This window comes from Kitasatospora sp. NPDC094019 (assembly GCF_044764505.1).
In the GTDB taxonomy this organism is placed as follows: domain Bacteria; phylum Actinomycetota; class Actinomycetes; order Streptomycetales; family Streptomycetaceae; genus Kitasatospora.
On record NZ_JBIWIF010000019.1, the window covers coordinates 84,557 to 98,060 of the forward strand.

Sequence of the window (13,504 nt, forward strand, 5' to 3'; positions counted from 1 at the left end):
TGAGAGGAACGGGGGCCGGTGGACCACCGCGTGCCCGGTCGCGTCCTGCGTGGGTCGTCAGAGGGCCAGGACGCGGGCCGCGTTCTCCTTGAGGATCAGGGGGCGGACCTCCGGTGCGATGTCGAGGGTGTCGAAGTCCGCCAGCCAGCGGTCGGGTGTGACGACGGGGAAGTCCGAGCCGAACAGCACCTTGTGCCGGAGGAAGGAGCCGGCCGCCTTGACGAGTTGCGGCGGGAAGTACTTCGGCGACCATCCCGACAGGTCGATGTACACGTTGGCCTTGTGCGTGGCGATGGAGATCGCCGCGTCCTGCCAGGGCACCGACGGGTGGGCGAGGACGACCGTCAGGCCGGGGAAGTCGGCCGCGACGTCGTCCAGGAGCATCGGGTCGGACCAGCGCAGCTTGATGCCGCGTCCACCGGGCAGGCCGGCGCCGATCCCGGTCTGCCCGGTGTGGAACAGGGCGGGGACACCGAGTTCCTGGATCGCCTCGTAGAGCGGGTAGTGCTCAAGGGCGTTGGGCGCGAACGCCTGGAGGCTCGGGTGGAACTTGAAGCCGCGCACGCCGTGGTCGAGGACGAGCGAGCGGGCCCGGGCGACGGCGTCCGGTCGGTGCGGGTCGACCGAGCCGAACGGGACGAGGACATCGGGGTGGGCGGCGGCGGCCTCGGCGATGTCCTCGCTGGACAGTGCGGGGTGGCCCAGGCCCGTGGTGGCGTCCACCGTGAAGATCACGGCGGCCGTGCGGCGTTCGCGGTAGTACGCGGCCAGGCGCTCCACGGTGGGTGTGCGGTCCTGGCCGGACCTGAAGTAGGCGGCGGAGGCGTCCATCAGCTCCGCGTCGAGCGCGAGATGGCCGTGGGCGTCCTGCTCCACGTGGACGTGGAAGTCGATGGCGATCACATCGGCGGGGTTCATCGGAGTGCTCACAGGTGGTCGGTCCGGTTCTTGGCGTCGAGGAGGAGGGAGAGGAGGGCGTCGCGTTCCGCGACGAGCTCGGCCGTCGCGGTCCCGGCGAGTTCGTCGCCGACGCCTTCGATGACGGCGCGCGTCAGTCCTGGTGTCAGGCGCGGCGTGCCGAGGTCGGCCCACCACTCCTCCATGGGCGGGCCGAGGTGTTCCAGGACGTGCGCGATGCCGCCAGGGCCGCCCGAGAGGTGCTGGTTGAGGAAGGGTCCGAGCAGGGCCCAGCGCAGGCCGGGGCCGTGGGCGATGGCCGCGTCGATGTCCGCGACGCTCGCCGCCCCTCGTTCGACCAGGGAGTACGCCTCCCGCCACAGCGCGGCCTGGAGCCGGTTCGCGACGTGGCCGGGAAGTTCCTGGCGCAGTCGGATCGGACGGCGGCCCAGGCTGCGGTAGAAGCCCATGGCCGCTTCGACGTTGGCCTCGTCGGTCAGTTCGCCCGGTACGACCTCGACCAGCGGGATGAGGTGGGGCGGGTTGAACGGGTGTCCCACCAGGACGCGTTCGGGATGGGCCGGGCAGGCCCGCTGGATCCGGGACGGCGGCAGTCCGGAGGAGCTGCTCGCCAGGATCGTCCCCGGTGGGGCCGCGGCGTCGAGGACGGCGAAGAGTTCGTCCTTCAGGTCCGGACGTTCCGGGCCGTTCTCCTGGACGAAGTCGGCGTCCGCGACGGCCTCGGCGAGGTCGGGGGTGAACGACAGCCGGCGCTGGTCGGCGGCGATGGCCGCCCGGAGCCGCTCCTCCGCGCCGGGCGCGGGATCGCCGGCGACGACCTCGTGCCCGTGCAGCAGGAAGAGCGTGGTCCAGGAGGCCCCGATGACCCCGGTGCCGACGACGGCGACCTTCACGACGCGCTCCCGTGCCCGGTGCCGGTGCCGGTGCCGGCGCCGGTGTCGGTGGCGCAGGCGGTGGCGGTGGCCCGCCCGGCGGCGTACGCGACGAAGGGGTCCAGCGAGCGCGGGTCGGTGAGGACATCGCCGCTGGCGACGGACTCGGGACGCGCGCCGAGCAGGATCCGCTTGACGGGCACCTCCAGCTTCTTGCCGGTGCGGTTGCGGGGGACGGCGGGCACCTGCTCGATGACGTCCGGGACGTGCCGCGGCGACAGCGCCGACCGCAGCGCCCGGGCGATCGCCGTGCGGAGGGTGTCGTCCAGTTCCACGGGGCCGGCGACGAACAGCAGTAGTTCCCCGTTGCCGCCCTCGGGGTCCTCGATGTGGACGACGAGGCTGTCCTCGATCCCGGGAAGGTCCTCGACGACGGCGTAGAACTCGGCGGTGCCGAGCCGGACCCCGCCCCGGTTGAGGGTGGCGTCGGAGCGGCCGGCGACGACGCAGTGGCCCTCGGGCGCGAACCGCACCCAGTCGCCGTGCCGCCACACGCCCGGGAACTCCTCGAAGTACGCGGCCCGGTAGCGGGAGCCGTCGGTGTCGCCCCAGAAGCCGACGGGCATCGACGGCATCGGTTCGGTGATCACCAGCTCGCCCAGCTCGCCGACGACCCGCCGGCCCTCGCTGTCGTAGGCGTACGCGGCGACCCCGAGGCAGGGGCCGGAGATCTCCCCGGCGCGCACCGCCTGGAGCGGGCTGCCCTGGAGGATTCCGGTGCAGACGTCGGTGCCGCCGCAGCCGACGTTCAGGAGGACCTGGTCCCCGAACTGCTCTGCCACCCAGCGGAAGCCGTCGGCGGCGAGCGGGCTGCCCGCGGCGCCGAGCTGGCGCAGCCGCGGCAGGGCGAACTCCTCGGCGGGCCGGATCCCGGCCTTGCGGCAGGCCATGAGGTAGCCGGGGCTCACACCCATCAGCGTCGCCCCCGTGTCCTGCGCGATCCGCCACTGCTCCCGCAGGTCGGGGTGGACCGGATTGCCGTCGATCATGACGATCGAGGCGCGGACGAGCAGCGCCGAGACGAGGGTGTTCCACAGCATCCAGGCGGTCGTGCTGAACCAGAGCATCCGGTCGCCCGGCTTCAGGTCCCAGCTCAGCGCGTTGTTCTTCAGGTGCTCCAGGAGGATCCCGCCGTGCCGGTGGACGATCGCCTTGGGGATGCCCGTGGTGCCGGAGGAGAAGAGCACGAACAGCGGATGGTCGAACGGCACCGGCTCGAAGGCCGGTTCGCCCGGTTCGGCGAGCAGCTCCGGCCAGCCCAGCGCGTCGGGGAGGGCGTTCGGACCGTACGGGACGTGGACGACCCGTTCCAGGGTGGGAAGCAGGGCGGCGATCTCCGCCACCTCGGTACGGCGGTCGACGTCCCGTTCCCCGTACCGGTAGCCGGCGACGGTCAGCAGCACCTTCGGTTCGAGCTGGGCGAACCGGTCGACCACGCTGCGCGGGCCGAACTCCGGTGCGCAGGCCGCCCAGACCGCGCCGATGCTCGTGGTGGCGAGGAAGGCCACCAGTGTCTCCGGGATGTTCGGCAGGTAGGCGACGACCCGGTCGCCCTTGCGGACGCCGAGGCGCAGCAGCCCGGCGCGGGCCCGGGCGACCTGGTCGCGGAGCTCGCCGAAGGTCAGCTCGATGGGTGCCCGGGTCTGGGAGTGCGCGACGACCGCGACGGCGTCGCGGTCCTCCTCGCGGCCGAGCGCGTGCTCGGCGTAGTTGAGGGTCGCGCCGGGGAACCACTCGGTGTCCGGCATCGACCTGCGGCCCAGGGCGGCCGTGGGCGGGGTGTGGGGGCGGACGTCGAAGAACTCCCAGACCGACGACCAGAAGCCTTCGAGGTCGGTGACGGACCACTGCCACAGGCTGTCGTAGTCCGGGAAGGTGAGCTGTCGCCGGGACTCCAGCCAGCGGAGGTAGCGGCCGATCTCCGACTCGTCCCTGACCGCGGGGCCGGGGGTGCTGAGGATCTCGTTCACCGGGCGTCCTTTCCGTGGGAGCCGTGTGCGGCGGCGACCTTGGCGGCGCGGCCGTCGAGGAACGCCCGCATGCGCTCCTGGGCGTCGTGGCTTCCGGCCGCGACGGCCGACATCAGGGATTCGAGCAGCAGGCCGCCGGCCGGGGAGGCTTCGGCGATCCGGGGGAGTGCCTGGAGGACGGCGAAGTTGGTCAGCGGCGCGTTGGCCGCGATCCGCTCCGCGAGATCCAGGGCCCGGGCGCGCCCCCCGCCCTCCTCGGTGAGGTAGTGCGAGAGGCCGACGGCCTGGCCCTCGGGGGCGTCGAGGACGCGGCCGGTGAGCATCATGTCCGCCATCCGGTGGGCGCCGATCAGCCGGGGGATCCGGACCGAGCCGCCGCCGCCGACGAAGAGGCCGCGCTGACCCTCGGGCAGCGCGTAGAACGTGGACGGTTCGGCGACGCGGATGTGCGCGGCCGCGGCCAGCTCCAGACCGCCGCCGATCACCGCGCCCTTGAGGGCGGCCACGACGGGAACGCGCCCGCCCTCGATGGTGTCGAAGACGCGGTGCCACATGAGCGAGTGCTCCAGTGCCTCCTCGGTGGACCGCTCGGTCAGCTCGCCGAGATCGAGTCCGGCGGAGAAGTGGTCACCCTCGGCGTCCAGGACGACGGCCCGGACGTCCGCGCCCGGCTTGCGGAAGAACTGCTCGACGCTCAGCACGGTGGCGTCGTCGAGGGCGTTGCGCTTGGCCGGGCGACGGAGTGTCAGGACGGCCACTCCGTTGTCGCGGTCGATGGAAAGCGTGCTCAAGGGGGGCTCCTCAATTATCAGGAATCCTGAGTATCGGAGGGTGCGGCGCCGGCGGGCAAGGGGGTAGGGCTAGAATTTTTGACAGGTTTCCTGATGATGGAGGAGGGCTTGTGACGGACATGGCTCCGCCGTCGTTGCTGTACTCGGTGAAGCAGGTCGAGCTGGCGACCCGGGCCCGGCTCGACGAACTGCTCAAGCCCGCGGGCGTCACCGCCCTCCAGTACACCGCCCTGACCGTGCTCGAACGCCGGGACGACATGTCCTCGGCCGAGCTCGCCCGCAACTCCTTCGTCACGCCGCAGTCCATGGCCGACCTGGTCGGCGCGCTGGAACGGCGGAACCTCATCACCCGGTCCCCGGACCCGGCGAGCCGGCGCCGCCACGTCATCAGCCTCACCGACGACGGCCGCGCCCTGCTGGCCCGCCACGCCCCGGCCGTGCAGCAACTGGAGGAGGAGATGCTCACGGGCTTCACCGCCCGCGAGCGCACCGCCTTCCGCGGCTACCTCAACCGCGCCCGCGCCGCACTCGGCTAGGGCTTGTCCGGACCTGGACCGGGCGGCCGCGCGGGCGTCGACGGCACGGGCCCGCGGCGATCGCGGAGGCCGGGTCGAGGCGCTGCTCGGACAGGAGGACGCGGCAGTCGTGGGCGCCGGGCTCGGGCCGGTCGACGGCGACGTGCGGGCCGGCCGGCGGGTCGGGGATCACCGCCTTGCCGGTGAGGGGTGCAGGGGTGGTGGTGGGGGTGTGGGGGCGGGGGTGAAGTACGTGCCATGAAACCGGCGGCCGCGAGACACGTCAATCCTGTTGTCATAAGGGCCCGCGACCGTCCGCCTGGCCCGGGCCGCCGGTTGCGGTTGGTCGGGGCCCCGCGTCAGCCCCGGTGGCCGAACGCCCGCATACCCCTGGCACCGGCGATCGCCGACGCCGCGTCGGACCCGAGCAGGTCGAGGACCTCGCCGGCCCGGCCCCGTTGCCCGGACGAGGCCAGGACACCCCCACTGAACAGCGAGTCGATCGCGGTGTCGCCCGGCAGCGGCCCGACGACCACGACGCCCGGCAGGCCCGTCAGCTCGCTGCGCTGCTGAAAGGCCAGGTCGGCCCGGCCGGAGGTGAGCAGGCTGCCGGCGGGCACCCCCGTCGGTGCCTGGACGAGCCGCCCCGAGAGAGCGTCCGCCAGCCCCAGCCTGGTGATCAGTTCGACGAGAGCCGTTCCGCTCGGACCTGTGGAGTACGCGATCCTCCGCGCGGACAGGAGCGCGGCCCGCAGGTCGGACTCCGAGTCGAGTGCCGGTACCGGCCGTCCGTCCGGCAGGGCGGCCACCACCTGGGAGACCCACAGCGGCCGCACCGTCGCACTCAGGACGAGCCCCTCTTCCGCCAGCCGCACCAGTGCTCCCTCGGCGAGGACGAGCAGGTCGGCCTCCGCGCCCGCGCGCACCCGCCGGGCGGTCTCGACCCCGCCGGCGGACTCGAAGCGCACCGGGACGCCGCAGGTGCGCCGGAGGTGGTCGGAAAGGTCGGTCAGGATCGGCCGGGTCGCCATCGAGGACAGGCCGGAGATCTCTTGCTCCACATCGTCTCCTTCGGGATCCGGCAGCCGGTACGACGCGTGCCGGGGAGGCAGCGCGCCGGTCTGCGAGACTGGCCGGATGATCACACCCCGGAGCACGGCGGCCGGAAAGGTTCTCGAGGTCCTCGCGGCCTTCGACCGTGAGCACCCGTCGCAGACACTGTCGGAGATCGCACAGCGTACGGGCTTGGCGCTGAGCACCACCCACCGCGTGCTCGGCGAACTGGCGGGCTGGGGGGCGCTGGAGCGCGCGGAGGACGGATCGTGGCACGTCGGTCTGCGTCTGTGGGAGATCGCCTCGGGATGTCCGAGGACCCAGATCCTGCGCGACGCGGCGCTGCCGTTCATGCAGGACCTCTACGAGGCGACCCACGAGAACGTCCAGCTCGCGGTACGCGAGGGCACCGAGCTGGTCTTCGTGGAACGGATCGCGGGGCACGGGTCGGTCGAGGTGGTCACGATGGTCGGGTCGCGGTTCCCCATCGGCTCCACCGGGATGGGGAGGGTGTTGCTGGCGCACGCGCCCCGGGAGATCCAGGAGGAGGTCCTCGATTCGCCGCTGCGGGCCTGGACCCCGCACACCGTCACCGACCCGAAGGCGTTGCGGACGCAGCTGGACCGGATCCGCCGCGAGCAGGTGTTCGTCAGTGACCGGCAGCTCTCGGAGCGCTCCGTCGCGGTGGCCGCGCCGGTGCGGATCGGTCGGGCCGGCCCGGTGAGCGCCGCCCTGGGGATCGTCATCGCGGCGCGGGGAGCGAGCCGTGCGCGCGGGCTGCGCGAGCCGCTGCTGAGGGCTGTGCGGGGGATCTCCGACGAGCTCGGCCGGCGGGCCCGGACGACGGCCTGACAGCCGGGGCTTCCGCCTGACGGAAAGAGCGGCGACGGGCCGAGGGGCCGGATGCCAGCGTTCGGGGTGTTCGCAACCCCGCGCCACCGTTCAGGAGATTCCATGGCCGATGCCATCGTCGACACCGTCGCCTCGGTCCCCGTCGCCGTCGTGGGTGCCGGCCCGGCCGGACTGATGCTGGCCCACCTGCTCGGGCGCGCCGGTGTCCCGACGATCGTGCTCGACACCCGCACCCGGCAGGAGATCGGGACGACGCACCGGGCGGGCATCCTCGAAGCGGACGTGGCCCGGGACCTGGTCGAGACCGGTGTCTCCGAACGGATCCTGCGGGACGGCCACGAGCACGAGGGCGTCGAGCTCCGCTTCGGCGGCCGTCCGTACCGCGTCGACTTCAAGAAGCTGGTCGGCGCGTCGGTGTGGCTCTACCCGCAGACCGATGTGTTCACCGACCTGGCCGACGCCCGGGAGCGCGACGGCGGCACGGTCCACTTCGGTGTCAGGGACACCGAGGTCCTGGACGTCACGACCGACGCTCCCCGGGTCCGCTGGACCGCGCCCGACGGGGCCCGCCACGAGGTCCGGGCCCGGTTCGTGGTGGGCGCGGACGGATCGCGCAGCATGTGCCGCGACCTGGTGCCCGAGGACCGGCGGGTCCGGTACGGCAAGAAGTACCCCTTCGCGTGGTTCGGCATCATGGCCGAGGCGCCGATGAGCGCGCCCGAGCTGGTCTACGCCCACTCCGAGCACGGGTTCGCGCTGATCAGCCAGCGCACCGAGACCGTGCAGCGGATGTACTTCCAGTGCGCCCCCGACGAGTCCGTGGACGCCTGGCCGGACGACCGCATCTGGGAGACGCTCCAGGCCCGGGTGGCCGGTGAGGACGGCTTCCGGCTCAAGGACGGGCCGATCGTCGAGAAGACGGTGCTGCGGTTCCGCTCGTTCGTGCAGGAGCCGATGCGCTGGGGCTCGATGGCGCTGGCGGGCGACGCCGCGCACACCGTACCGCCGACCGGCGCCCGCGGGCTGAACCTCGCGCTGCACGACGTGAAGGTCCTCGCCGGCGTCCTGCTCCGGGCGCTCGGCCGCGAAGGCGCGGCCGCGCTGGACGACTACCAGCCGCGCGCCCTCCAACGGGTCTGGCGGGCACAGAACTTCTCGTACTGGATGACCCGGCTGCTGCACACCGCGCCCGGCGCCACGCCGTTCGACCTGCGACGCCAGCTCGGCGAGCTCGACAACGCGGTGGGCACCCGGGCCGGCCGCGCCTTCCTCACCGAGCAGTACACCGGCTGGCCCACCGGCACCCAGGACTGACCCGGACGCGCTTCAGGAGAGCACACATGATCATCGACTGTCACGGCCACTTCACCACCGCACCACCGCAGTTGGCCCAGTGGCGGGACCGGCAGGCGGCGGCGGCCGGCTCCGCCGCCGACGCACCCGACCCCGACGACCTGGTCATCACCGACGACGACCTGCGCCGGGCGATCGAGGACAACCAGCTGCGGCTCATGGACGAACGCGGCACCGACCTGACCGTCTTCTCCCCGCGGGCCAGCTTCATGGCCCACCACATCGGCGACCTCGCGGTCTCCTCGGTGTGGGCGCGGATCTGCAACGACCTGGTCCACCGCGTCAGCACGCTCTACCCCGACCGCTTCGCGATGGGCGCGATGCTCCCGCAGTCGCCCGGCGCCGACCCCGCCACCTGTCTGCCCGAGCTGCGCCGCGCGGTCGAGGAGCTCGGCGCGGTGACCATCAACCTCAACCCCGACGCCTCGGGGGGCCGGTGGACCGCACCGCCGCTGACCGACCGCAGCTGGTACCCGTTGTACGAGGCGATGGCCGAGTACGACATCCCCGCCATGATCCACGTCAGCACCTCGTGCAACCCGGCCTTCCACACCACCGGTGCCCACTACCTCAACGCCGACACCACGGCCTTCATGCAACTGGTCCAGGGCGACCTGTTCACCGACTTCCCGACGCTGCGGTTCGTGATCCCGCACGGCGGCGGCGCGGTGCCCTACCACTGGGGGCGGTTCCGCGGCCTGGCGATGGCGCTCGGCAGGCCGGACCCCGAGACCCTGCTGGACAACGTCCTCTTCGACACCTGCGTCTACCACCAGCCCGGCGTCGACCTGCTGACCCGGGTGATCCCCAGCCGGTCGGTCCTCTTCGCCAGCGAGATGATCGGCGCGGTCCGCGACATCGACCCGCGCACCGGCCACCACTTCGACGACACCAAGAGGTACGTCGACGCGGCCCCCGACCTCACGGACGAGGAACGGGCGGCCGTCTACGCGGGCAACGCCCTGCGTGTGTACCCCCGCCTCGCCGCGCGCCTCGCCGCCGGCCGCTGACCCCCGAGGAGAAGAAGGAATGGAACACACCGAGATCGGTATTGTCCGCACGGCGATCACCCGAGCCGACCCCGAGGCGGTCGCCGCGCTGTCGAAGTTCGGCGTCGCCACGATCCACGAGGCGATGGGCAGGGTCGGACTGATGCGGCCCTACCTGCGTCCGGTCCACCCGAAGGCCCGCCTGTGCGGCACGGCCGTGACCGTCCTGCTGCAACCCGGCGACAACTGGATGCTCCACGTCGCCGCCGAGCAGATCCGCGACGGCGACGTCGTCGTCGCCGCCTGCACGACCGAGAGCGAGGACGGATTCTTCGGCGACCTGCTCGCCACCTCCTTCCGGGCCCGCGGCTGCCAGGGCCTGGTCATCGACGGCGGCGTGCGCGACACGGCGGACCTCCAGGAGATGGACTTCCCGGTCTTCGCGCGGTCGATCAACGCCAAGGGCACGGTCAAGGCCACCCTCGGCTCGGTCAACGTGCCGGTGGTCTGCGCCAACGCCCTGGTCCGGCCCGGCGACGTCGTGGTGGCGGACGGCGACGGCGTCGTCGTCGTGCCGCGCGAGCGCGCCGCCGAGGTCGCCGAGGCGTCGGCCGCGCGTGAGGCGGGCGAGGCGGGCAAGCGCGCCCGGTTCCGCGCGGGCGAACTCGGACTGGACATCTACGACATGCGCGGCCCGCTGGCCGCGCTCGGGCTGCGGTACGAGGACCGGGGATGACGACCTTCGAGAAGACCCCCGGCTGGCTGGACTGGCACGCCGGGCCGAGCCGTCCGGAGCTGCGGTTGCCCGCGGGCGCCGTCGACGCGCACTGCCACGTCTTCGGACCGGGTGCCGAGTTCCCGTTCGCCCCCGAGCGCAAGTACACCCCGTGCGACGCGTCGAAGGACCAGCTCTTCGCCCTGCGCGACCGACTGGGCTTCGCGCGCACCGTCGTGGTCCAGGCGACCTGCCACGGCGCCGACAACAGCGCCATGGTCGACGCCCTGCGGGCGTCGGGAGGGCTGGCCCGCGGGGTCGCGACGGTGCGCCCCGGGATCGCGGACGCGCAGCTGCGGGAACTGCACGAGGCCGGCGTGCGCGGCGTGCGGTTCAACTTCGTCAAGCGGCTCGTCGACGCGGCCCCGCGGCAGGACCTGCTGGACGTCGCCGAGCGGATCGGACCGTACGGCTGGCACGTCGTCGTCTACTTCGAGGCGGCCGACCTCCCCGACCTGCGCGAGTTCCTCCTCTCGATCCCGGTGCCGCTGGTCGTCGACCACATGGGCCGGCCCGACGTCTCCGAGGATCCGCACGGGCCGCGGTTCGAGGCGTTCCTGGACTTCCTGCGCGCCAGGCCGGACATCTGGTGCAAGGTCACCTGCCCGGAGCGGCTGTCGGAGAGCGGCCCGCCGGCCCTCGACGGGGAGCGCGCGGCCTACCGCGACGTCGTCCCGTTCGCCCGGCGCGTGGTCGAGGAGTTCCCCGACCGGGTCCTGTGGGGCACCGACTGGCCGCACCCGAACCTCACCGGCCACATGCCCGACGACGGCCTGCTCGTCGACTTCGTGCCGCACATCGCGCCCACGCCGGAACTGCGGCACAGGCTCCTGGTCGACAACCCGATGCGCCTGTACTGGCCCGAACCGGACTGAAACGGCTCGAACCGGACTAAACCTGACTGAACCTGACTGAATCTGACTGAACCGGATTGAACCGTCCCATCAACGAAGGACCCACCCATGTCGCTGGACAAGAGCTACAAACTGGTCCCGGGGACGACCGTCTTCGACGCCGAGCAGTCCGCCAAGGGCTACCACCTCAACCAGTTCTGCATGTCACTGATGACGGCCGAGAACCGGCGCGGCTACCTCGCCGACGAGCGTGCCTACCTGGACGCGTGGCCACTGCGGGAGGAACAGAAGCGGGCGCTGCTCGACCGCGACCTCAACGCCGCGATCCGCGAGGGCGGCAACATCTACTTCCTCGCCAAGTGGGGGGCGACGCTGGGACTGTCGTTCCAGCAGATGGCCGGCTCGATGACCGGCATGACCGAGCAGGAATACCGCGACATGATGGTCGCCGGCGGCCGCTCCGTCACCGGCAACCGGATCGACCACGCCGTCCTCGAAGCGGCCCACGCCGACCGGACGCCGCCGGCCGAGCACGCCGTGATCACCGGCGCCGTCTTCACCTCGCACGTACCGGCGATCGGCGCGGCGATGGACCACCACAAGACCGAGGAGCCCTACTGGCGGTCGGTCTTCCAGGGCTACGAGTTCTCCAAGCGGTGGGAGGAGGAGAACCTCCCCGACGTGATCATCCTGGTCTACAACGACCACGCCTCCACCTTCGACCTGTCGATGATTCCGACCTTCGTGCTCGGCACCGGCGCGGCCTGCCCGACCGCCGACGAGGGCTACGGGCCCCGGCCCGTTCCCGGGATCGAGGGCGATCCGGAGCTGGCCGCGCACATCGCGCACTCACTGATCCGCGACGACTTCGACCTCACCCTCGCCAACGAGATGACCGTCGACCACGGGCTGACCGTCCCGCTGTCGTTGATGTTCGGCGACGTCGAGCGGTGGCCGTGCAAGGTGATCCCGTTCCACGTCAACGTGGTGCAGTACCCCGTGCCCTCGGGCGCGCGGTGCTTCCGGCTCGGCCAGGCGCTGCGCAGGGCCGTCGAGTCCTACGACAGGCCGCTGAACGTCCAGGTGTGGGGCACCGGCGGCATGAGCCACCAGCTCCAGGGGCCGCGCGCCGGCCTCATCAACCGCGAATGGGACAACGCCTTCCTGGACCGTCTGATCACGGATCCGGAGGGTCTGGCCCAGGTACCGCACCTGGAGTACGTCGAGGAGGCCGGCTCCGAGGGGATCGAGCTGGTCATGTGGCTGATCGCCCGCGGCGCGATGAGCGACATCGACGGATCCGGCCGGACAGAGGTCAAACACCGCTTCTACCACGTGCCGGCGTCCAACACCGCCGTCGGCCACCTGATCCTCGAGAACCACCCGCAGGGCGAGACGCCCGCAGTGAAGGAGTGACGACATGACCGACGAGCAGACCGTCCGGATCGCCCTGGTCGGCGGCGGCGCCTTCGGCGCCAAGCACGCGGCCGCGCTGCGCCGGATCAAGGGCGTCGAGGTGAGCGCCGTGGTCAGCAGCAGCCTGGAGAAGGCGCGGCGGTTCGCCGAGGAGCAGACCGTGGGCCGCGCCGTCGCCACACTGGAAGAGGCGCTGGCGATGGACGACGTCGACGCGGTGATCCTCGCGACGCCCACCCGGATGCACGCCGCGCAGACCCTCGCCTGCCTGGAGGCGGGCAAGCACGTCCAGGTCGAGATCCCGCTGGCCGACTCACTGGCCGACGCCGAGGCGTGCGACGCGGCGCAGCGACGCACCGGCCTGGTCGCCATGGTGGGACACACGCGGCGCTTCAACCCCAGCCACCAGTGGGTGCGCCAGCAGATCCAGGCCGGGGACTACCGGATCCAGCAGATGGACGTGCAGACCTACTTCTTCCGCCGCACCAACCTCAACGCGCTGGGCCAGGAACGTTCCTGGACCGACCACCTGCTGTGGCACCACGCCGCGCACACCGTCGACCTGTTCGCCCGTCAGACCGGCTCGCCGATCGTGCGGGCCAACGCGATCCAGGGGCCGGTCCACCCCGAGCTCGGCATCGCGATGGACATGTCCATCCAGCTGCGCGCGGAGAACGGGGCCATCTGCACCCTGTCGCTGTCCTTCAACAACGACGGTCCGCTCGGCAGCTTCTTCCGCTACATCGGCGACACCGGCACCTACCTCGCACGCTACGACGACCTGTTCACCGGCAAGGACGAGCCGATCGACGTGAGCGCGGTCGACGTCTCCATGGACGGCATCGAGCTGCAGGACCGCGAGTTCGTGGCCGCCATCCGCGAGGGCCGCGAGCCGAACTCCTCCATCGCCCAGGTGCTGAACTGCTACCGGACGCTGGCCGCCCTCGAGGAGCAGCTCGCGACCGCCGGGTCCTGACCGCGGAGCCGAACGCGGGCCCGGCCCGCCGCGCCTTGCGGCGGCCCGGGCCCTTCGACGTACTGTCCGACGATCATCGCCGGGCATTGCGGAGGCCGGGGGCGTACTTC

General features: G+C 72.1%; 13 protein-coding genes. 8 read left to right on the plus strand and 5 right to left on the minus strand.

Features of this window, described 5'->3' with window-relative positions:
- Positions 1 to 57: 57 nt before the first annotated feature.
- The 4 genes from ACIQ9P_RS32080 to ACIQ9P_RS32095 are packed head-to-tail and all read right to left on the minus strand — an operon-like array spanning position 58 to position 4,611.
- The gene (locus ACIQ9P_RS32080) at positions 58 to 918 is read right to left on the minus strand and encodes an amidohydrolase family protein (protein WP_402364315.1); all 861 of its coding nucleotides are present in this window, start codon (positions 916 to 918) and stop codon (positions 58 to 60) included.
- Positions 919 to 926: 8 nt separating this feature from the next.
- Positions 927 to 1,811, minus strand: a complete 885-nt coding sequence (locus tag ACIQ9P_RS32085) for a 3-hydroxyacyl-CoA dehydrogenase NAD-binding domain-containing protein (RefSeq protein ID WP_402364088.1) — start codon at positions 1,809 to 1,811, stop codon at positions 927 to 929.
- Positions 1,808 to 3,820: an acetoacetate--CoA ligase gene (locus tag ACIQ9P_RS32090; RefSeq protein WP_402364091.1), complete on the minus strand. Its 2,013-nt coding sequence runs from the start codon at positions 3,818 to 3,820 to the stop codon at positions 1,808 to 1,810. The genes ACIQ9P_RS32085 and ACIQ9P_RS32090 overlap by 4 nt, the downstream gene beginning before the upstream one ends.
- On the minus strand, positions 3,817 to 4,611 hold the full coding sequence (locus ACIQ9P_RS32095) for a crotonase/enoyl-CoA hydratase family protein (RefSeq protein WP_402364093.1): 795 nt from the start codon (positions 4,609 to 4,611) through the stop codon (positions 3,817 to 3,819). Before ACIQ9P_RS32095 ends, ACIQ9P_RS32090 begins: the two co-directional genes overlap by 4 nt.
- 119 nt (positions 4,612 to 4,730) lie before the next feature.
- On the opposite strand from ACIQ9P_RS32095, the gene ACIQ9P_RS32100 reads away from it, so the two are divergent.
- Positions 4,731 to 5,147 carry a MarR family winged helix-turn-helix transcriptional regulator gene (locus ACIQ9P_RS32100; protein ID WP_402364318.1) on the plus strand — a complete coding sequence of 139 codons (417 nt, stop codon included), beginning with the start codon at positions 4,731 to 4,733 and terminating at the stop codon, positions 5,145 to 5,147.
- Between the two features lie 338 nt (positions 5,148 to 5,485).
- Here ACIQ9P_RS32100 and ACIQ9P_RS32105 read toward each other — a convergent pair whose 3' ends face one another.
- Positions 5,486 to 6,187, minus strand: a complete 702-nt coding sequence (locus ACIQ9P_RS32105) for a substrate-binding domain-containing protein (RefSeq protein WP_402364096.1) — start codon at positions 6,185 to 6,187, stop codon at positions 5,486 to 5,488.
- Positions 6,188 to 6,263: 76 nt separating this feature from the next.
- On the opposite strand from ACIQ9P_RS32105, the gene ACIQ9P_RS32110 reads away from it, so the two are divergent.
- The 7 genes from ACIQ9P_RS32110 to ACIQ9P_RS32140 all read left to right on the plus strand — a co-directional run bounded on the left by ACIQ9P_RS32110 (position 6,264) and on the right by ACIQ9P_RS32140 (position 13,394).
- Positions 6,264 to 7,031 carry an IclR family transcriptional regulator gene (locus ACIQ9P_RS32110; protein WP_402364099.1) on the plus strand — a complete coding sequence of 256 codons (768 nt, stop codon included), beginning with the start codon at positions 6,264 to 6,266 and terminating at the stop codon, positions 7,029 to 7,031.
- Between the two features lie 102 nt (positions 7,032 to 7,133).
- Complete coding sequence (locus ACIQ9P_RS32115) at positions 7,134 to 8,345, plus strand: 4-hydroxybenzoate 3-monooxygenase (protein ID WP_402364102.1); 1,212 nt, start codon at positions 7,134 to 7,136, stop codon at positions 8,343 to 8,345.
- Between the two features lie 26 nt (positions 8,346 to 8,371).
- Positions 8,372 to 9,394, plus strand: a complete 1,023-nt coding sequence (locus tag ACIQ9P_RS32120) for an amidohydrolase family protein (protein ID WP_402364104.1) — start codon at positions 8,372 to 8,374, stop codon at positions 9,392 to 9,394.
- A gap of 19 nt (positions 9,395 to 9,413) precedes the next feature.
- Complete coding sequence (ligK, locus tag ACIQ9P_RS32125) at positions 9,414 to 10,109, plus strand: 4-carboxy-4-hydroxy-2-oxoadipate aldolase/oxaloacetate decarboxylase (RefSeq protein ID WP_402364107.1); 696 nt, start codon at positions 9,414 to 9,416, stop codon at positions 10,107 to 10,109.
- Positions 10,106 to 11,023, plus strand: a complete 918-nt coding sequence (locus ACIQ9P_RS32130; RefSeq protein WP_402364110.1) for an amidohydrolase family protein — start codon at positions 10,106 to 10,108, stop codon at positions 11,021 to 11,023. The genes ligK and ACIQ9P_RS32130 overlap by 4 nt, the downstream gene beginning before the upstream one ends.
- An 87-nt stretch (positions 11,024 to 11,110) precedes the next feature.
- A complete protein-coding gene (gene ligA / locus ACIQ9P_RS32135; protein WP_402364113.1) occupies positions 11,111 to 12,418 on the plus strand; it encodes a protocatechuate 4,5-dioxygenase subunit alpha in 1,308 nt (435 codons plus the stop codon).
- 4 nt (positions 12,419 to 12,422) lie between these two features.
- Positions 12,423 to 13,394 (plus strand): Gfo/Idh/MocA family oxidoreductase, encoded by a 972-nt coding sequence (locus tag ACIQ9P_RS32140; RefSeq protein ID WP_402364115.1) that lies wholly within the window; start codon positions 12,423 to 12,425, stop codon positions 13,392 to 13,394.
- Positions 13,395 to 13,504: the final 110 nt, after the last annotated feature.